Here is a 21,452-nt window from a genome sequence, read left to right on the forward strand (position 1 = left end):
CGCTGCCGGGCGGACAGATAAGAGAAGCACTTTGTCCCTGCCGAGTAACGGAGGCCGGGGCGGCCCTGCTACCGGGGGAAGTTTGCGGGACACGCTGTGAATACGTCCCTGTACGCTCGTAATCGGCATCCATGCCTCATACGGTCCCGCAAACTCCCCCCGGCAGCAGGGCCTTCGCATCTGACTTGAGCACTCTATTCCGACGGAATGGGTAGCCGTAATTCGAATAATAACGAGATGAGAAGAAAACCATGACCGGCATCAAGGAGATCGCCAAGGCGGCGAATGTTTCCCCCGCCACCGTGTCGCGCGTGCTGCGCAATCCGGAACTGGTGGCGGAGGCCAAGCGCAATCAGGTGCTCGAAGTGATCAAGCGCACCGGTTATACCCCCAATAGCCTCGGCGTCAGTCTACGTAAATCCAAGACCTACAACCTGGTGGCGATCATCCCCGACGTGATCAGCGCATTCAATTACCCGGTCATCCGCGCCATGGAGAGTATCGCGCTGGAGAATGGCTACTCGCTGCTGCTCGGCGATACCCAGGAGCTGGAGAGCCGCGAGCGCTCCTTTGCCGCCATGGTGCGCTCGCGCCAGGCCGACGGCATCCTGCTGTTCTGCGCGCGGCTGCCTTTCGACGTGGACCCGGAACAACCGCTGGCGGATCAGCTGCCCCCCATCGTCAACGCCTGCGAGACGGTACCCTTCGAGGGGCTGCCCAAAGTCAATATCAACAATATGGCCGCAGCCGAAGATGCGGTGGATTACCTGCTGTCTCTCGGCCATCGCCGTATCGGCGTTGTCGCCGGCAACATGACCGTACCCAGCACCCGCGACCGGCTCGACGGCTACAAGCGCGCGCTCTATCGCGCCGGTATTCCATTCGACAAAGACCTACTGGAAGTGGGCGACTACGGCCTGGAAAAAGCCGCCCAGGCCACCCGCAACCTGGTCGCGCGGGAAAACCGCCCCAGCGCGATTTTCGCCTTCAGCGATGAAATGGCGATGAGCTGTATGTCCACACTGCACAGTCTCGGCTACCGGATCCCGGACGATTTTTCGGTGATGGGATTCGACAACATCTCCTACGCCAATTATTGCTATCCCTCGCTAACGACCATTTCCCAACCGATGACCGAGATCGGTATCGCCTGTATGGAGCTGCTGTTACCGCAATTGAACGGCGAAAAAATGCAGCCCTGTAACCGCATGCTGCCGCACAAACTAATCGTGCGCGCCAGCACCGGGCCGGCGCCGCAGTAAACGCCGCGGCCGCGCGCCGCACTGCCTTAGTTCGCAGCGCCCCCTCTCCGCTGTCACGCCTCTGTTCCCGGCACCGACGCCTGCGCGTTCGCATATCGCCAAAATACAAATTGTCGTGCATGTCGTCGGCACCTAACCCCTCGCGCTGACACCTAAAAAATATGTACTAGCCTTTACCGGCATAAGGAGTTTGTTCCATAGTCTCAACGGATTGAAGAATAAATGCGACACGTTATACCGGTCTCGGCATTTGCAATTTCTCTCGGCATCTTGAGCGCCTGCAGTGTCACCCCCACCCCGGTTGATCAGGCCAGTATCGAGGAGCGGGTCGGCGCCGACTGGCAGACCGCCTTTGGCGCGCAGCAGCCCATCAGCGGACCCATCTCGCTGAACGAGGCCATCGCCCGCGCTATTGCCTACAACATGGACAATCGCCTGAAGCTGATGGAAGCGGTGGTCGCCAACCGCTCGCTGAAGCTGTCGCGCTGGGACATGCTGCCGGAAATCGCTGCCGACGCCGGCTATTTCCACCGCAACAAACAGCACTTCGCCAGCAGTGAAGACGTCAACGGCAACCAGTCCCTGGCCCAGTCCACCTCGCTGGACAAGACCTATCGCACCGCCGGGCTCGACCTCTACTGGAACGTACTCGACTTCGGCATCAATTACCTTGCCGCCAAACAGTCCGCCGATGGCGTGATGATTGCCGTGGAGCGCCAGCGCAAGCTGATGCAGAACGTGATCATGGACGTGGAGTACGCCTACTGGATGGCACAGGCGGCTCAACGCGCCGAAGCGCAATTGCCGACACTGATCGAGCAGACCCGGCGCGCCCTGTCCAGCTCGCGCCAGAGTGCCGAGCGCGGCCTGCGCAAGGCAGAGGCCAGTCTCAGCTACCGGCGCGAATTGTTGGAGCAGCTGCAGCAACTGGTAGAGCTGCAGAGCCACATGTACGAATCCAGGCGCGAACTGGCTTCGCTGATGGGGCTGCCGCCCGGCACCGACTACCGCGTCGCCAACACCCGGCACAGCGCCGCGATCCGCAGCCCCTTCGCCAGCATGGACCTCCAGCAGCTGGAACAGTATGGCCTGCGCAACCGCCCGGAACTGCTCGAGGAGGACTACCGCCGGCGCATGGCCGTGGACGAACTGCGCAAGTCGTGCCTGCAGCTGCTGCCGGGCCTGGAACTGCACACCGGCTACCGCTACGACTCCAACAGCTACCTCCTTTATAACGACTGGGGCGAGAGCAGCCTGCGCCTGACCTGGAACCTGCTGCATTCGGTGATCGCCGGGCGCGATGAGGTTGGCTATGCGCGCGACAATATCGCGCTCGGCGACGTGCGGCGCGCGGCGCTGACCGTCGCGGTGTTGACCCAGATCGACCTGGCCAAAAGCCACCTGAGCCGCGCGCAGCTCAACTATCAGTACGCGCAGGAAATCGCCGACATCGACGGCCAGATGGCCAAGCAGACCCGCGCGCGCTGGAAATCCAACCAGGGCAGCGAGCTGGAGAGCATCAAGGCTGCCACCCAGGATCTGGTTTCCAGCGTGCGTCGCGACGTCAGCTACGCCGACTGGCGCAATGCCAGCGGCAAGCTCGGTAACTCGGTCGGCTTCAGCCCCGAGTACTACATCGACTATCGCCAGCCGCTGGAGCTGATCGAGCAACAGGTCGCCGACCTGCGCTCGTCGCAGGCCAGCATGGAGCTGTTGCCGGAGGGCGGCTATTCCCCCGTCGGCGTCAAGCAGCGCGAGAGCGTTATCAGTGACGATCCGCAAGCAGCCAGACACTGGTGATCGCCATGGGCAATATCCGCACCCTTTGTCTCGCACTGCTGGCGGCGGTGCCGCTGCTCGCCGGTGCACAGGCACCCGCTGAGACCGCGGGCGACTATGCCGATGGCAGCGGCGCGCCGGCCAAGCTCAGCGCCATCCACCGGGTCAAACTATCCAGCGATCTTGCCGCCGTGATCACCGCAGTCAAAGTCCGCGACGGTGACCACTTCAAGCGCGGCGACCTGCTCGCCAGTTTCGACTGCACCGAACTGCGCGCCGAACTGGACAGCGCGGAGGCCCAGCGCAAGATAACCGCGCGCCAGCACGACTCCAACCTGGAGCTGCGCCGCATCGGCGGCAATATCAGTCAACTGGAGCTGCTGCAGGGCGAAGCGCAGCTGGCCGATGCCACCGCCAAGGCCAAAGTGCTCAAACACCGCAGTGGCAACTGCGAAGTGCGCGCACCGTTCGACGGTTTCGTCATCAAGCGCGAGGTGCAGCCCTACCAGCGCGCCGAAGTCGGTATGCCGCTGTTCGAACTGGTCGACAACCGCAAGCTGGAGGTCGAGGCGATAGTACCGTCCACTTGGCTGAGCCAGCTCCGCGCCGGGCGCAAATTTCGCGTGCGCATCAACGAAACCGGCAGTACTTACCAGGCACAGTTGCAGCGCATCGTGCCGGCGGTGGACCCGGTTACGCGCACCGTGCGCGTTATCGGCATTATCGAAGCGCCGGGAGCGCTGCTGATCGGCGGCATGAGCGGCGAAGCCCTGTTCGATATTGACGCCACAGAGCCGGCGGCCGTTGCCGGAGTCACGCAAAGTGAGCGCTAGCGCCCCACCCGGCCTGCTGGAAAAACTCAACGCCTTCCTGGCGCTGGAAAAACGCCTGCGCGGCGCGCGCAGTGTCGCGGAAATAGCCCGTATTGCCTGCTGCGACTGCCAGGCGCTGCTGCGCGTGGACAGCTGCGTGTATTTTCGCAAGCCGGACCTGAGGGCTCTGGCCGCGGCCAATGTCGCTGACGTCGACAACACCAGCGCGGAAATACACCACTTTCGCAGCCTGCTGCGCGGCCATGCACCCGCCGCGGGCAAAACCCAGGTGGAATGCGCAACGGAGAAATATTTTTGCCTGGTGGCAGAGATTGGCCAGTTTGGGAGATTGCTGTTCGTGCGCGCGACCCCGTTCGCCGAGCACGAGCAGGAAATCCAGCGCGAGCTGGCCGCCGCCATGGAACAGGCACTGCTGGCGCGACGCGGCGCCGCGCGACGGCCCTGGCATATGCAGCTGGCGCGGCGCAAAACCTGGTTTGCGCTATTTTTTTTCGGTGTGTGTCTGCTGCCTGTGCGCCAGAGCGTGCTCGCGCCGGCGACGCTGGCGGCTATCGATCCGCGCATCGTATCGGCAAAAACCGAGGGCGTGGTGCGCAGTATCGCCGTGGCACCCAACACCCGCATCAACAAGGGCGACCTGCTGTTTACGCTCGAATCCGCCGAGGTGGAGGCGGAGATCGGCAAGGTCAAACAGGAGATTTCCCTCTACAGTGAGCGCCTGCGTATGACGCGGCAATACAATTTCCAGGAGTCCAGCGCCGGCCACCGCCTGGCCCAGGCGCAGACGGATCTCGCCATCCGCCGCCTGGATCTCGACTACCAGCAGGACCTGCTGCAGAAAACCCGCGTGCGAGCGCCGGAATCCGGCGTGGCCATTTTTACCGAGCCGTCGGAGTGGATCGGCCGCCGCGTGCGCGCCGGGGAAAAAGTGATGGAAATCGTGCGCCCGGATGCGCGCCAGATCCAGGTCGACCTGCCCACCACCGATGCGATCCCTCTACCGGAGAGGGCGCAGGCGATTTTCTATGCGGAGGCGGACCCGCTGGCACCGATCAGGGGGCGCGTGCGCTACCAGAGCCTGCTCACCGCCGAGGGCGAAGACCTGCCGGCGAGCTATCGGGTCATTGCGCAGATCGAGGAGGACCAGCGCGATATCCGCATCAATACCAAGGGTTACGCACGGCTTTACGGCGCGCGTGTGCCGCTGATTTATTTTCTGCTGCGCCGGCCACTGGCCAATATGCGCCGCTGGCTGGGCGTCTGATCAACACAGTGAAATTATTAACCCGGCAATGGAATATTGCCGGGTTAATGCAGCGCATGGATGTGCCGCCGCCGAGCATAGCTCGGACACAAGCCCTTGAAAGACAAGGAGATCCACGCATCTTCGACAGTATTTGAAGGGCGGCTATCGCATATTTCAGGACGAAATATTTGATAGTCGGGTTAATAGTTTGACCACCGCCGGCTTGTCTGCGGCGCGAGGTAAATGGCAGGGCCCCATCAGCGCCTGCCTGTGTGTCATGAGGTAACTGGAGTAATTTGTGCAAAGCTGGCCGGTACTGCGCAGGGATTTGCAGTTTCACAGGGCGGAAGACAGCCCGGGCGACTCGCCCGGCTGGATGCTGTACGACCCCCTGCGTGCCATCTATATCGAGCTGGGCGCACTGGAGCTGCTGATTCTGCAGCACTGGCCGCTGGGCTCCGCCGAGGCCATTGCCAGTGCCATCAGCCGCGAGCGCGGCAGCGATGTGAGCGCCGAGCAGGTGCAGCAGTTTGTGCAGTTTGCCGCCGACAATGAACTGCTGCAGAGCAGCGGCGCACAGTTGCAACAGCGCATCGACGCACGTCCGCGCGCGCCGCTGCGTTCGGTACAGCGGCTGGTATTCTGGCGCCAGCCGCTGTTTTCCCCGGACCGCCTGGCACGCTGGCTGCTGCCACTGGCGCGTCTTACCGGCCGCCGCTATTTCTGGGTCGGCGCCGCGGCACTGGCGCTACTGGCGATGATTTCCATGGCCCAGCACTGGGTCGACTACCTGAGTTACCTGCGCGCCAGCTGGAGCCCCGCCGGTATCGGCGCCTACGTCGGTAGCTACTTCCTCCTCAGCCTGTTCCACGAACTCGGCCATGCCAGCGTGGCGCGCTCTTACGGAGTGCGCGCCAACTGTGTCGGTATAGGCCTGATCGCACTGATGCCAATCATGTACAGCGAGATCACCGACGGCTGGCGGCTACCGCGACGCGCGCGCCTGCATATTTCCAGCGCCGGGGTCATTTACGAATTTCTCATCGGTGTCGTTGCCGCGCTCGCCTGGTGCGCACTGGAAGACGGCACGCTGCGCTCGGCAACCTTTTACCTGTTCACCGGTTCACTGATCACCACGCTCGCGATCAACCTGAACCCGTTGATGCGCTTCGACGGCTACTACCTGCTCGGCGATATCGTGCGCGAAAAAAACCTGCACGCGAGCGCGGCGGCGCAGCTGCGCGCCGCTGTCTGGCACGCGCTGTTGCGCGATCCGGGTATTCGGGCACCGCGAGACCGGCGCGAGTGGTTGCTGATCGCTTTTGCGCTGTTCAGTGTGACCTACCGTCTCGGCGTGTTTATGGGTATCAGCTGGATGGCCTACCAGCTGCTGTTCAAAGCCGCCGGCGTGCTGGTGTTTGCCTTCTGTATCACTGCGTTGTTGCTGTTGCCGACATTGCGCGAGTACCGGCTGCTGAAACGCCACCTGCGCGAGAGGCAGAAGGCCAATGCGGAAGCAAACACGGCTGCCGACGGCGAAGCGGTAAAGAAGCGCCGCGACCTCTTTGGCCAACTGCGCCCACTGCCGATCGCCATGGCCCTGGTGCTGCTGACGCTGTTGCTCGTGCCCCTGCCCTGGCCGGTAGAGCTGCCGGCATCTACCTACTATGCGCGCAAGCAGCAGGTTGTGGCACCGCAGGGCGGTCCAATCGAATCCATTGCGGCACAAGCCGGCGATCGCGTGGCCGCCGGAACGCCGCTGCTGCTGATCGACAGCAGCGAACTGGATTACCGCATCAAACGCAACAAGCTGGAACTGGCCCTGCTCAACGAGCGCCAGGACAGCGATGGCTTTGCCGCGGCGCTGGATGCGCTCGACGGTGTCTACCTGCAGGACCTGCTCAGCAAGCGCCAGCAACTGCGCGCGCTGCAATCGCAGAAAAACCAGCTGCAAGTAGCGGCGGAATTTTCCGGGGTGGTGGACTGGCGCCGCCGCGGCATCGGTATCGGCGAATACCTGCCCCTGAATGAACCAGTGCTGTCGATCGTGGATCCCCAATCTCTGCGCGGGCGCGCCTACGGCCGCGCACAATTTATCGAGCGCCTCGGCGGGCACCCGCACGGACACCTGTTTCTGCCCGGGCGCTGGCAGCCGATCACCGTCACCATCGATCAGGTCGACCTGATCGGTTCGCGCCAGCTGCCCGATCCCGCGCTGTCGCGCCACTACGGCGGCCCGCTGGCAACCTTGCCGGACCAGCCCGATCAGTTTACGGAAGCGCTGCACCGGATTGACTTTTCTCTCGACGGCTCACCGCCACTGGCCGATCAGCGCACTGGTTATCTGGTGGTATTCGGCAAGCCTGTCAGCCTGCTCAAATTATTTGCCCGCCGCGTGGTGGGCGTGTTTGTACGCGAGAGCGGCGTTTAGCCACCGCGTCCGCGTATCAAGAGGTAGAGGTATTCACAATGGACTCCCGGGAATTGAACCCCTCGCCGCTGGCTGCCGCACTGGGTGCACAGCGCCAGCTCCACAGCCTGCGCCGCGTACTGGAAAAACGCGTGCTGCTGGACGCTTCCACCCCGGCGGATACCGGCGGCCACCTGCCGGCCGGAATGGACAGCGACAGTAGCGACAGCACCAGCACCACCAACAACGCTACATCGGATAACGACAGTCACAGCACGGACACCGGCAGCCACCAGCCGGCCGCACAGGAAAGCGATGCCGACAGTGCGCCGGCGGGGCGCAAGGAAGTGGTGGTTATCGACACCACCATTGACGACGCCCAGGCACTGATCGACGACCTGCTCCATCGCGCCGATAGTGTGAGCGACAAAGGCAACTACCAGGAGCTGCATTTCGGCGCACGCACACTGGAGTTGTACACCATCGACGGCAACGACAATGTCGCCACCATTGGCGACATCCTCGCCGAACAGGGGCACAGCGACGCCCTGCACCTGGTCACCCACGGCGGCCCCGGCGGAATTCAGATCGGCGCCGATACGCTGTCCCTGCAAACCCTGCAGCAGTTCGACGGTGAACTGCAGAGCTGGTCGTCCCACTTCACCGCCGACGCGGACATTCTGCTGTACGGCTGCAACGTCAGCTACAGCGAGACCGGCGAATCCTTCATTCTGCAGCTGTCGCAATTGACCGGCACCGATATCGCCGCTTCCGACGATCCGACCGGCAGCATTGCCCACGGCGGTGACTGGGACCTGGAGTACGAGCAGGGCGATATCGAGACCACCGTGGTGTTTTCGCAAATGCTGCAAGGCACCTGGGATGGACTGCTGGCCGCGGATCCCAATGCCACCGTCGATGCACCCAGCGAGGATTTCATCAACGAAACTACCGACATCACCATTGCCTTCGACAACCAGAGTACCGATACCGGCTACGGCCCGTTTATCGATGTGGTCACCGGGCCGGGCATCGAAGTGCAAAGCGTCAGCGGTTTCCTCGGCGCCACCTATGTGGAATACACCTTTACCAATGGTCAATGGGTCGACAGCGGCGGCAACCCGGTGCAGTACCATCCCTACGACCTCAACCAGACCGGCGCCATCCCGCTGCCGCCGGCCGCTACCGAGGGCTCCACCTGGTATGCCGTACAGCTGCCGTTCGGCTCCTTTACCGGCGACCAGCCGGCCTACCAGTTCACCGCATCGGCCCTGCTCGACGAGGCGTCCGGGGCGATCGTGGGTGTGCCGATCCCCATCTGGGTCCGCCCCGGTTTCATGTATGGCAACGACCCGCTGAATAACCCGGATACCGATCCGCCGCTGGTCTCCAACCCGATCACTACCAGCATCACGCCGACGGTGATGCTGGTGGACAAGGGCGCACGCGATGGCGACGGCGACAACGCCTCGATCGGCGACGACAGCGAGACCGTCACCGGTCCCAGCGAACCGGTAAACTGGGTAGTAACCGTGGACATCGCCAACTTGTCCTCAGTCGAAAACCTGGTGGTCACCGAGCAGGTGCCCAGCAACTTCTATTACCAGCCGGGCACCGTGACCGTCACCGACGTCAATGGCACCGTGCTGCAGGAAGGCACCGACTACACCCTGTCCGAACCGCCCGAAGGCGCCAACAACAATGCGGAACTGGTGGTGACCTTCCTCAACCCGGTCACCGGCACCCTGGCGAACAACGATATCGTCATCACTTACAGTGGTTATGTCCCGGATGTGGATGCCGACGGCAATCCGATCGTCATCAACGACGGCGCCGACGATGCCGTGCGCAACAGCGTCGACGTCACCGGTACCTACCAGGACCAGACCATCAGCAGTAGCGATGACGACGTCATCACTGCCACGGCCACCGCAGTGCAGAAAAATGTGGCGCTGATTGAAGACAATGGCGCGACGGGCTACACCCCCGGCGACCGCCTGCAGTACACCTTGACGCTACAGGTGTCGGACTATATGGAACTGCAGGACCTGGTGTTGTCGGATCTGCTCGGCGACGGCCTGCAGGTAGATCCGGACTCCATCAACTTCGAGCTGTTCTACAACGGCACCACCTACGGCCCCGATGCCGCGGGCAATGCCACGGTTACCGAAAACAGTGGCGACGGCTCCACCACCATCAGCGTGGATATTTCCCAGGAGCTGATCGACCGCGGCATCAGCGACGGCAGCCTCGACGGCGACCTGTATGCCGACAGCAATGTAGACGGCACCACCACCGTCGTGATCACCTACGAGGCCACCATTCGCGAGCAGTATGTCGCTACCGGAAATTCGGTGAACGACCTGGATACCATCGGCAATCAGGCCACTATCGATGCGACCTCCCCGTCCGCCAATGGCGCGACGGTGGACAACGGCAGCAGTGAGAGCATCGTGATCGAAGGAGCGGAATCCAGTAAAAGTGTCTTCGCCGTCAACGGCAGTAGCGCCCCTGGCGACCTGAACGATATCACGGTCGGCGATACTGTTACCTTCGCCGTCGACATCGATCTCGGGACCCTGGACGCCAATGGTATACAGATAACGGACTATTTGCCGCTGCCGGTTTTCGAGGCGGTGGCGCCGACTTTTTTCGACACCAATGACGGCGCCCTGATTCCCGGTGCCAACCAGTGGGGCTTTGGCCCCGGCACCAATTTCGCCGACTGGCCGGCGGGCTATCTCGACGGTAGCAATGTCACCACCAGCGCCGATTCCGGCAACAACTCCATCACCTGGACCCTCAACCCGCTGGAGCAGGACAATTCCGTCGGCGGCCATGTACAGCTGCTGTTTACCGTGCCGGTCCAGGACACGCCGTTTACCGACGGTCTCTACCTGACCAATGTGGCCTCGGTGAGTGTCGACGGCACCACCGATACCACGGTGCTGGACCCGGATGGTATTCAGGTACAGGTACTGTCGCCAGCGCTCAGCGTCACCAAAGGCGTGATCGACACCGACGACCCCAATGGCGTACTCGATCCGGATCCCACCGCGCCGGTGACCTTCGACCCGGCCGGCACTCCGGGCACCGCCGGCACCCCGCCGTGGAGCGGCGCCATCACCAGTGCCGCCCTCGACACCACGCCGATTGATTCCGACCTGAGTAACGTGGATGCAGGGGATATCGTGCGCTTTGCCATCACAGTGGAAAACAGCGGTGGCTCCGACGCCTTCGATATCACCATCAGCGATACCTTGCCCGATGGCTTCGCCGTGCCCGGCAGCGGGCTGAACCTGCAGGTCTATACCGGCGACGGTACCCAGGTCTCCTACAGCGGCAACCTGTTCAGCGGCGGTATCACGCTGGAGGATCCTTCAGCCAACGACGGCGCCATCAATCGCGGCTACGATGCCGATACGGGTGATACCACCGACGGCAGTAACGTCATCGTCATCGTCTACGATCTGCAGGCTACCGTGGCGGTGCAGCCGCACCAGGAAATCACCAACACCGCCACGCTCGAAGCCTACGGCGGTATCGAAGGCGGCAACGACTACACCGCCGGCAACAGCAATATCGACTGGCAGGACGACGCCGTGGTGGATATCCGCGATAACAGCGTCAGCAAGGAACTCGTCGATACCAGCATCAACAGCAGCACCAACGCCAGTAACGAAGTGGTGATCGGCGAGACCGCCACCTATTCCCTGACCATCGAGGTAGCCGAGGGCACCACGCCCAGTGCCAGCATTGTCGATACCCTCGACACCGGCCTCGAGTATATCGGCGGAATCACTGTCACCAACAACTCCGGCAATATTCAAAACGATTCCGGCAGTACCTGGTCGCAGGCCGACCTGACTGTCACCAACAGCGGCCAGCAGGTGACTTTCGATCTGGGCGACCTGGTCAACGTCGACACCGACAACAGTACCACGGAGACTATCACCATCACCTACGAGGTACTGGTGCAGAATGTCTCCACCAGCCAGAGCGGCGTCCAGCTGAACAACAATGCCCAGTTTTTCTGGGACGACACCGCCGACGGCGTCGACAATCCGCAGTCACTGGCACGGGACTCGGCACAAAATGTCACCGTGATCGAACCGGACCTGCAGGTGGATAAATCCCTCAGCAGCAGCGCTACCCTGATCGATGCCAACGACCCGATCGAATACACCATCGTGGTTTCGCACACCGGCTTTTCCGATACCGATGCCTTCGATACCACCTTCACTGACACGCTGCCGCCCGAGCTGACCAACGTCGCACTGGTGAGCGCCACACTGACCGAAAACGGTGTGCCTTCCGATATCAGCGGCCAGTTCCAGGTGACCGGCAATACGCTTGAAACCATTCCCGGCTCCACATTCGACCTGTTGCAGGGCGACACCCTGACCCTGGTCGTGAGTGCCGACGTGGTCGGTAACGTGGTGGCCGGCACTCAGGTCTCCAATACCGCCACCGTCGACTGGACCAGTATCTCCGGCGACAACCCCAACGAGCGCGACGGCATCAATGGCCCCGGCGGCCTCAACGACTATGAGAGCAGCGATACCTTCGACTTCAACATTGCCACGGTGCAGGCCGGCAAGAGCGTTATCAGCAGTTCCATCGATGACAATTACAACGGCACCGATGAAGCGGTGATCGGCGAACTGGTCACCTACTATTCCGCTTTCCTGGTGCCCGAGGCGAGCGCGCCCATGGCGGAAATCATCGATACACTGCCCGACGGCGTAGAGTTCGTCAGTCTCGATGAAATCACGGTCGGTGCGGATATCGACCCGAACAGTGTTGTCTTTACCCCGCCCGCCGCCGGCGCCACTGGCACAATCAGTTTCGGTACTGCCAACCTGATAAATATCGGCGGCAACAACGGCCAGGACGAAGCGGATCTGGTGGGTCTTGTGTATACGGTGCGCGTACTGAATGTCGACAGCAACCAGGCCGGCACAACCCTCACCAACGATGCGGTTTTTCGCTGGGACCTGAACAACAACGGCAGCAATACCGATGCCGGCGATGGACTGGCCGAAGCGTCAACCGACGTTACGGTGATCGAGCCGCAGCTCACCATCGACAAAACCAGCAATGTCACTTCTGCCGATAACGGCGACCAGGTGAGCTACACCATCACCATCACCAATCCGGATGACGGCAGCAGCACCACGGCCTATGACCTCAACTTCAGTGATCCGCTGCCGGCGGAACTGACCAATGTTTCGATCGTGGCATCAGCGGATTTCGGTTTCGGTCCGGTGGATGTCTCCGGTGATTTTGCCGTAGTCGGCGGCGAGCTGGTACTGGATCCACAGGGGGAACTGGAGCTGGATCCCGGCAATGTGGTCACCATCACCGTGACCGGCACCCTGGACGATACGCTCGCCGGCAGCACCATCAGCAATACCGCCAATTTGGACTGGAGCAGCATCAACGGCCAGGACGCAAACGAGCGCACCGGCGCCGACGGCCCCGGCGGCGCCCTCAACGATTACGCCACAGATGCCAACGTGGATATCACGGTACTGTCGCCGGGGATAGAAAAAACCCTGGTATCCACCTCACAGAATGACGATCTCAACGACGATGGCGAAGCCACCATCGGTGAAATCGTCACCTTCCAGACTACCATCACCCTGCCCGAAGCCTCACTGACCGGCACCATCGAAGATGTCTACGGCCTGGGGTTCGAGTTCGTCGACCTGGTTGACGTGACCTCCAGCAACCCGGATGCCATCCAGGTCGACTACAACCAGGTTTCGGTGATCGACGACCCGGGTAACTACACCGTCGGTTTCGATTTCGGCACGCTGGAGAATACCGATACCGATAACAGCACCGTGGAAACGGTAACGCTCACCTATCGGCTGCGGGTCACCGATATCAATAGCAATGTGGACGGCACCACGCTCAGCAATGACGCCAGCCTGAATTACGACACTACCGGTGATGACACGCCGGATACCACCATCAGCGACAGCGCCTCGGTGGATGTGGTGGAACCGGTACTGGATATCGACAAGCAGCTATTGAGTAGCACGCCACTGACCCTCGGCGCTATCGCCACCTACCAGATTACCGTGCAACTGGATCCGTCCAGCGGTGCCGACGCTTACAATGTCACCATCGAAGACGCGCTGCCCACCTACCTGTCCAGCGTCGAAAATGTGCAAATTGATGTGACCGGTGGCACGCCGACGATAATCGATAACTCCAGCGCCAACCTGCTATCGCTGGATATCAGTGCCATCGACAGCACCACCGTCGTGACCATTACCGTCGACGCGCGAGTAACCAGTGATCCAAACGCCGTCGGCCAGGACGTCACCAATATTGTCGACGTGGGCTCCACCACCCTGGATACCCCCGCCGGCGGTGACGACTCGGACATCGAGCGCGAGTACGATTACACCGACCAGGTGACGGCAGCGATCGCGGCCTTCGACCTGAATATCGACAAGGACGACGGTGGCATTGATCAAAGCAACCCGGCACATCCGGGCGACACGGTCACCTACACCTTCGACTACGGCAATACCGGCACTGTCGACGCCACCAATGTGGTGATCACCGACAACCTTCCGGACTACGTCGACTTCGATCCGGTTGCCAACCCCGGCTGGGTATTGAACGGCGACACACTGACTTACAACCTGGGCACCGTCGCCGCCGGCGCAACCGGCACCGTCGAACTCGTGGTGACGATTGTCGACCCATTGCCCGCAGGCGTCGAGCAGACCACCGACACGGTCACCATCGATACCGAAGACGGCGCCGACCCGACCCCCGACAACAACACCGATGACGAAGTCACTCCCATCGAGGCGGCGCCGGATTATGTGATCGACAAGATCGAAAACTTCTCCGACCCGGCCCACCCCGGCGACACCGTGGAGTGGACCATCGAAGTGCGCAACGACGGCAATCAGGACGGCACCGGGGTGGTGGTCACCGACTCCCTGCCCGACACCAGCCTGTTTACCGGTTTTACCGCCAGCGATGGCGGCACCGTCGATCTCGCCGCGGGCACCGTCACCTGGGATATCGGCGACCTCGCCGTCGGCGACAGCCGCACGTTTACCCTTACCGCCACCATCGTCGACCAGGTGCCGACCACCATCCCCACCCAGACCAATACGGTCAGCGTCGACGACGACGGCAACAACGGCCCCGACCCGACCCCGGACAACAACACCGACAGCGAAGACTTCGATATCACCTACGTGGATCTGAATATCGATAAAGACGACGCCGGGGTGACCGCGGAACCCGGCGACAGCGTGGTCTACACCCTGAGCTACGGCAACAGTGGCACCGCCGATGCCTCCGGCGTGGTGATCACCGAATCCCTGCCGGATTACGCCAGCTTCGACGCGGCCAATTCCGATCCGCGCTGGGTGCAAAACGGCGATACGCTGACGCTCGACCTCGGTACCGTCGCCGCCGGCGAAACCGGCAGTGTCGAATTTACCGTGATCATCGACAGCCCGATTCCCTCGGGGGTCGAGGAAACCAGCAACACCACCAGCATCGACGACGATGGCGGCAAGGGACCGGACCAGAACACCGACGACAATAGCGATGATGAAGTCACCCCCATCGACGGCCGCCCGGATTATGTGATCGACAAGATCGAAAACTTCTCCGACCCGGCCCACCCCGGCGACACCGTGGAGTGGACCATCGAAGTGCGCAACGACGGCAACCAGGACGGCACCGGGGTGGTGGTCACCGACTCCCTGCCCGACACCAGCCTGTTTACCGGTTTTACCGCCAGCGATGGCGGCACCGTCGATCTCGCCGCGGGCACCGTCACCTGGGATATCGGCGACCTCGCCGTCGGCGACAGCCGCACGTTTACCCTTACCGCCACCATCGTCGACCAGGTGCCGACCACCATCCCCACCCAGACCAATACGGTCAGCGTCGACGACGACGGCAACAACGGCCCCGACCCGACCCCGGACAACAACACCGACAGCGAAGACTTCGATATCACCTACGTGGATCTGAATATCGATAAAGACGACGCCGGGGTGACCGCGGAACCCGGCGACAGCGTGGTCTACACCCTGAGCTACGGCAACAGTGGCACCGCCGATGCCTCCGGCGTGGTGATCACCGAATCCCTGCCGGATTACGCCAGCTTCGACGCGGCCAATTCCGATCCGCGCTGGGTGCAAAACGGCGATACGCTGACGCTCGACCTCGGTACCGTCGCCGCCGGCGAAACCGGCAGTGTCGAATTTACCGTGATCATCGACAGCCCGATTCCCTCGGGGGTCGAGGAAACCAGCAACACCACCAGCATCGACGACGATGGCGGCAAGGGACCGGACCAGAACACCGACGACAATAGCGATGATGAAGTCACCCCCATCGACGGCCGCCCGGATTATGTGATCGACAAGATCGAAAACTTCTCCGACCCGGCCCACCCCGGCGACACCGTGGAGTGGACCATCGAAGTGCGCAACGACGGCAACCAGGACGGCACCGGGGTGGTGGTCACCGACTCCCTGCCCGACACCAGCCTGTTTACCGGTTTTACCGCCAGCGATGGCGGCACCGTCGATCTCGCCGCGGGCACCGTCACCTGGGATATCGGCGACCTCGCCGTCGGCGACAGCCGCACGTTTACCCTTACCGCCACCATCGTCGACCAGGTGCCGACCACCATCCCCACCCAGACCAATACGGTCAGCGTCGACGACGACGGCAACAACGGCCCCGACCCGACCCCGGACAACAACACCGACAGCGAAGACTTCGATATCACCTACGTGGATCTGAATATCGATAAAGACGACGCCGGGGTGACCGCGGAACCCGGCGACAGCGTGGTCTACACCCTGAGCTACGGCAACAGTGGCACCGCCGATGCCTCCGGCGTGGTGATCACCGAATCCCTGCCGGATTACGCCAGCTTCGACGCGGCCAATTCCGATCCGCGCTGGGTGCAAAACGGCGATACGCTGACGCTCGACCTCGGTACCGTCGCCGCCGGCGAAACCGGCAGTGTCGAATTTACCGTGATCATCGACAGCCCGATTCCCTCGGGGGTCGAGGAAACCAGCAACACCACCAGCATCGACGACGATGGCGGCAAGGGACCGGACCAGAACACCGACGACAATAGCGATGATGAAGTCACCCCCATCGACGGCCGCCCGGATTATGTGATCGACAAGATCGAAAACTTCTCCGACCCGGCCCACCCCGGCGACACCGTGGAGTGGACCATCGAAGTGCGCAACGACGGCAACCAGGACGGCACCGGGGTGGTGGTCACCGACTCCCTGCCCGACACCAGCCTGTTTACCGGTTTTACCGCCAGCGATGGCGGCACCGTCGATCTCGCCGCGGGCACCGTCACCTGGGATATCGGCGACCTCGCCGTCGGCGACAGCCGCACGTTTACCCTTACCGCCACCATCGTCGACCAGGTGCCGACCACCATCCCCACCCAGACCAATACGGTCAGCGTCGACGACGACGGCAACAACGGCCCCGACCCGACCCCGGACAACAACACCGACAGCAAAGACTTCGATATCACCTACGTGGATCTGAATATCGATAAAGACGACGCCGGGGTGACCGCGGAACCCGGCGACAGCGTGGTCTACACCCTGAGCTACGGCAACAGTGGCACCGCCGATGCCTCCGGCGTGGTGATCACCGAATCCCTGCCGGATTACGCCAGCTTCGACGCGGCCAATTCCGATCCGCGCTGGGTGCAAAACGGCGATACGCTGACGCTCGACCTCGGTACCGTCGCCGCCGGCGAAACCGGCAGTGTCGAATTTACCGTGATCATCGACAGCCCGATTCCCTCGGGGGTCGAGGAAACCAGCAACACCACCAGCATCGACGACGATGGCGGCAAGGGGCCGGACCAGAACACCGACGACAACAGCGATGATGAAGTCACCCCCATCGACGGCCGCCCGGATTATGTGATCGTCAAGATCCCGAACTACAACGGCCCCGCAAATCCCGGCGACACCGTCAGCTGGACCATCGATGTGAGCAATCAGGGCAATCAGGACGGCACCGGGGTAGTGGTCACTGACACACTACCGGACACCAGCCTGTTCTCCGGCTTTGTAGCCAGCGACGGCGGTGTCATCGACCTTGCCGCCGGCACTGTGACCTGGCAGCTCGGCGACCTGGACGCCGGCGACAGTGTGACCCTGAGCCTCTCCGCCACCGTCAAGTCGGAAAACCTGCCCGCCGATGTCCCGCCACAGCAACAGAACAGCGTGGAAGTCACCGACGACGGCAGTAACGGCCAGGATCCGACCCCGGACAACAATCACGATATGAAACCCCTCGAGGTGGAGTTCGTCGACCTGGTCATCGACAAGGACGACGGCGACGCCTTCCCCGGCCCCACCGACGGCTACAGCTACACCCTCAGCTACGCCAACCGCGGCAACACCACCGCGGACAATGTGGTCATTACCGAAACCCTGCCGCCCAACACCAGTTTCGACGCTGCCAATTCCACGCCCGGCTGGCAGCAGAACGGCAACACCTTCACCCTTGATGTCGGCAGCCTGGAGGCTGGCGAGAGCGGCACGGTGGAGTTTGCGGTGATCGTCGACTATCCGCTGCAGGTCACCATCGACAGCACCAGCAATACCGCCAGCATCGATTACGACGGCGGCGCCGGTAAGGATCCAACCCCGGACAACAATACCGACTCCACCGAGACACCGATCGACAATCCCGGCCCGCAGGTGGACAACATCACGCTGTCGCAGCTGCACTGGCAAATGGAATACCGCGAGCGCCCGCAGGCACCGACGCAACCGGAGATGTACGGCCGCCTGATCTCGCGCGAAACCCAGGCGGTCACCGCCAACCTGCAGGGCAGCCGCACTGGCAGCCTGTTCGATCCGGCCTTCGGCACCGTGGATGGACATTTCTATCCCAACGACTGGTCAGCCGTTTTCGGCGAGGAGAGCGGCTACTGGCTGTCACCGACGGAGGGCAGCGGTGACCACGCGGGCCTGCTGCAGCTGGACGACCATTTCGCCGGCTATCGTGCCGACAGCCTGTACGATATTTTCGGCAAGGCACTGATCAGCGCGGAAAATGAAGCCCGGCAGGACCCGCTGCAACAACAGCTGGATGCCATCAGCCGCGACCTCGACAGCACCGGCATAGCGCCAATTCTCGGTGCCATGGCGAAGCAGGTCGCGAGCGAACCCTGAGAGTATTACAACCGGGTTTGACCAGCCGCCGGGCATGGTCGGCGGCAGGGGGCGTAGCCAGCGGTAGCGGGTGATGGGTCGAAAGCGGCGGTCGAGCAGGTACCGGGTGCAGAGTCACAGCGTTTGACCGGCCACCTAGACGACCGGTCTAATCGGACGTAGACTAGTCGCCATGACCAGCCATGAAGACACCCGCCAGCACCTGCTCGATACCGGCCATCGCGTGATCGCCGGCAAGGGCTTCTGCGGCGTGGGGTTGAGTGAAATCCTGAAGTCCGCCGGGGTGCCCAAGGGCTCTTTTTACCACTACTTCCAGTCCAAGGAGCAGTTTGGCCAGGCCCTGCTGGAATACTATTTCCGCCGCTACCTGGCGGATCTGGAACAGCTGTTCAGCCGCGGCGACATGACCGCCGCCGAGCGGCTGATGTCCTACTGGCAGGAGTGGCTGCGCACCTACAGTGCCGGCTGCGAGGAGCAGAAATGCCTGGTGGTAAAACTCAGCGCCGAGGTGGCCGACCTCTCCGAACCCATGCGCCTGACCCTGCGCGACGGTACCGACCGGATCCTCGCACAGCTGGTGCGCTGCATCGAGGCCGGCCGCGCCGATGGGTCGCTGCCGGCCAGGCTGGACGCCCAAGCCACCGCCAGCAGTCTCTACCAGCTGTGGCTGGGTGCCAGCCTGCTGACCAAGCTGCATCGCACCGGCCAGCCGCTGGAACAGGCACTGGTCACCACCCAAGCCCTGCTGGCCGACTGATCACAAATCGATACCCGCCCTGTGCGGGTATTTTTTCGACACCGCTCTAGACGACCGGTCTAGTAGAGCATTAAAGCGGTTACCGCGCGCCGCGCGCGCTACAACTGACTGCAACCCGAGGAGAGCAACCATGCCCCAGTCTTCCGACCACAACCGCCGTGTCGTTCTCGCCGCCCGCCCACAGGGCGCGCCCACGAACGACAACTTCCGCCTCGAGCAGACGGAGGTCCCGCAGCCCGCCGATGGCGAAGTACTGCTGCGCACCGTCTATCTGTCACTGGACCCCTATATGCGCGGGCGCATGAGCGACGCGCCGTCGTATGCAGAGCCGGTGCAGGTGGATGATCCCATGTGCGGTGCCACTGTCTGCCGGGTGATGGAATCGCGCAACGCCAAGTTCAACAAGGGGGATTGGGTGCTGGCCTACAGCGGCTGGCAGGACTATGCCCTGTCTGATGGCAGCGACCTGATGAACCTGGGCACCAGTCCACAGCATCCTTCCTACGCACTCGGCGTGCTGGGCATGCCCGGGTTCACCGCGTATATGGGCCTGCTGGATATCGGCGAGCCGAAAGAAGGGGAGACCCTGGTCGTCGCCGCCGCCACCGGACCGGTGGGCGCCACCGTCGGCCAGATCGGCAAGCTGAAGGGTTGTCGCGTCGTCGGCGTGGCCGGCGGGGCGGAGAAATGTCGCCACGCGGTAGAGAACCTGGGTTTCGATGCCTGTATCGACCACTACGCCGATGACTTCGCCGAACAGCTGGCCGCCGCCTGCCCGAAGGGTATCGACGTCTATTTCGAAAATGTCGGCGGCAAGGTTTTCGATGCGGTCATGCCGCTGCTCAACACCTTTGCGCGCATTCCGCTGTGCGGCCTGGTGTCCCAGTACAACGCCACATCACTGCCGGAAGGCCCCGACCGCCTCGGCCAGCTGATGGGCCTGTCGCTGGTCAAGCGCCTGAAAATTCAGGGGTTCATTATCTTCGATTACCAGGACCGCTTCGGCGAATTTTACCCGCAGATGTCCGAGTGGGTGGCCGGCGGCAAGATCCAGTATCGCGAGGAAATCGTCGACGGCCTGGAGCAGGCGCCGGAGGCCTTTATGGGCATGCTGCAGGGCAAAAACTTCGGCAAGCTGGTGATTCGCGTCGGCGCCGACGACTGATCCGCAACCGGATTATCCCCACAGGCATTACACATCCAACATTTCAGTAAGGAGTTACGATGAAAATTCTGATGGTTCTCACCTCTCACGACCAACTGGGCGACACCGGCGAGAAAACCGGCTTCTGGCTGGAGGAATTCGCCGCGCCCTACTATGTGTTCAAGGATGCGGGCGCGGCGCTGACCCTCGCCTCGCCCCAAGGTGGCCAGCCACCCCTGGATCCGAAAAGCGACGATCCGGATGCACAGACCGAAGCCACCGATCGCTTCCGCAAGGACAGCGAAGCGCAGCAGGCGCTGGCGCATACCAAGCGCCTGGCGGATGTCAAAGCCGGAGATTTCGATGCGGTCTTCTACCCCGGCGGCCACGGCCCGCTGTGGGATCTGGCCGAAGACCGCGATTCCATCGCCCTGATCGAAGCCTTTGTCGCGGCACAAAAACCGGTCGCGGCGGTATGCCACGCACCGGGCGTGTTCCGCCACACCAAGGGTGAAGACGGCAAGGCGCTGGTGCAGGGCAAGAAAGTCACCGGCTTCAGCAATTCCGAGGAGGCCGCCGTCGGCCTGACCGACGTGGTGCCGTTTCTGGTCGAGGATATGTTGCAGCAGAACGGCGGCACCTACTCCAAGGGCGACGACTGGCAAAGCTATGTGCTGACCGACGGGCTGCTGATTACCGGGCAAAACCCGGCCTCGTCCGAAGCCACGGCCAGCGCGTTAATGGCGAAGCTGCAGTAAGAACTGACGGCGCCAAATAAAAAAGGGGGAGC

At 62.4% G+C, this 21,452-nt stretch carries 9 protein-coding genes; all 9 read left to right on the forward strand.

Annotation, left to right across the window (positions count from 1 at the left end; translation table 11 throughout):
• The first annotated feature begins 251 nt into the window (after positions 1 to 251).
• The 9 genes from ABDK11_RS16955 to ABDK11_RS16995 all read left to right on the forward strand — a co-directional run bounded on the left by ABDK11_RS16955 (position 252) and on the right by ABDK11_RS16995 (position 21,420).
• Positions 252 to 1,262, forward strand: a complete 1,011-nt coding sequence (locus ABDK11_RS16955; RefSeq protein ID WP_346837705.1) for a LacI family DNA-binding transcriptional regulator — start codon at positions 252 to 254, stop codon at positions 1,260 to 1,262.
• A gap of 222 nt (positions 1,263 to 1,484) precedes the next feature.
• Entirely contained in the window at positions 1,485 to 3,062 is a 1,578-nt protein-coding gene (locus ABDK11_RS16960; protein ID WP_346837706.1) for a TolC family protein, read from the forward strand.
• Between the two features lie 5 nt (positions 3,063 to 3,067).
• Positions 3,068 to 3,874: an efflux RND transporter periplasmic adaptor subunit gene (locus ABDK11_RS16965; protein ID WP_346837707.1), complete on the forward strand. Its 807-nt coding sequence runs from the start codon at positions 3,068 to 3,070 to the stop codon at positions 3,872 to 3,874.
• The gene (locus ABDK11_RS16970; protein ID WP_346837708.1) at positions 3,864 to 5,138 is read left to right on the forward strand and encodes an HlyD family efflux transporter periplasmic adaptor subunit; all 1,275 of its coding nucleotides are present in this window, start codon (positions 3,864 to 3,866) and stop codon (positions 5,136 to 5,138) included. Before ABDK11_RS16965 ends, ABDK11_RS16970 begins: the two co-directional genes overlap by 11 nt.
• Before the next feature lie 280 nt (positions 5,139 to 5,418).
• Entirely contained in the window at positions 5,419 to 7,551 is a 2,133-nt protein-coding gene (locus tag ABDK11_RS16975; protein ID WP_346837709.1) for a hypothetical protein, read from the forward strand.
• Between the two features lie 38 nt (positions 7,552 to 7,589).
• On the forward strand, positions 7,590 to 18,761 hold the full coding sequence (locus ABDK11_RS16980) for an isopeptide-forming domain-containing fimbrial protein (RefSeq protein ID WP_346837710.1): 11,172 nt from the start codon (positions 7,590 to 7,592) through the stop codon (positions 18,759 to 18,761).
• Positions 18,762 to 18,933: 172 nt separating this feature from the next.
• Complete coding sequence (locus tag ABDK11_RS16985) at positions 18,934 to 19,518, forward strand: TetR/AcrR family transcriptional regulator (protein ID WP_346837711.1); 585 nt, start codon at positions 18,934 to 18,936, stop codon at positions 19,516 to 19,518.
• Positions 19,519 to 19,648: 130 nt separating this feature from the next.
• Positions 19,649 to 20,683 carry an NADP-dependent oxidoreductase gene (locus tag ABDK11_RS16990; protein ID WP_346837712.1) on the forward strand — a complete coding sequence of 345 codons (1,035 nt, stop codon included), beginning with the start codon at positions 19,649 to 19,651 and terminating at the stop codon, positions 20,681 to 20,683.
• Positions 20,684 to 20,742: 59 nt separating this feature from the next.
• The gene (locus ABDK11_RS16995; protein ID WP_346837713.1) at positions 20,743 to 21,420 is read left to right on the forward strand and encodes a type 1 glutamine amidotransferase domain-containing protein; all 678 of its coding nucleotides are present in this window, start codon (positions 20,743 to 20,745) and stop codon (positions 21,418 to 21,420) included.
• Positions 21,421 to 21,452 lie beyond the last annotated feature (32 nt).

Source organism: Microbulbifer sp. SAOS-129_SWC, assembly GCF_039696035.1.
Lineage (GTDB): Bacteria > Pseudomonadota > Gammaproteobacteria > Pseudomonadales > Cellvibrionaceae > Microbulbifer.

Coding starts and splice junctions, on each gene's coding strand:
- ABDK11_RS16955 (WP_346837705.1), top strand. CDS start 252: ATGACCGGCATCAAGGAGATCGCCAAGGCGGCGAATGTTTCCCCCGCC.
- ABDK11_RS16960 (WP_346837706.1), top strand. CDS start 1,485: ATGCGACACGTTATACCGGTCTCGGCATTTGCAATTTCTCTCGGCATC.
- ABDK11_RS16965 (WP_346837707.1), top strand. CDS start 3,068: ATGGGCAATATCCGCACCCTTTGTCTCGCACTGCTGGCGGCGGTGCCG.
- ABDK11_RS16980 (WP_346837710.1), top strand. CDS start 7,590: ATGGACTCCCGGGAATTGAACCCCTCGCCGCTGGCTGCCGCACTGGGT.
- ABDK11_RS16985 (WP_346837711.1), top strand. CDS start 18,934: ATGACCAGCCATGAAGACACCCGCCAGCACCTGCTCGATACCGGCCAT.
- ABDK11_RS16990 (WP_346837712.1), top strand. CDS start 19,649: ATGCCCCAGTCTTCCGACCACAACCGCCGTGTCGTTCTCGCCGCCCGC.
- ABDK11_RS16995 (WP_346837713.1), top strand. CDS start 20,743: ATGAAAATTCTGATGGTTCTCACCTCTCACGACCAACTGGGCGACACC.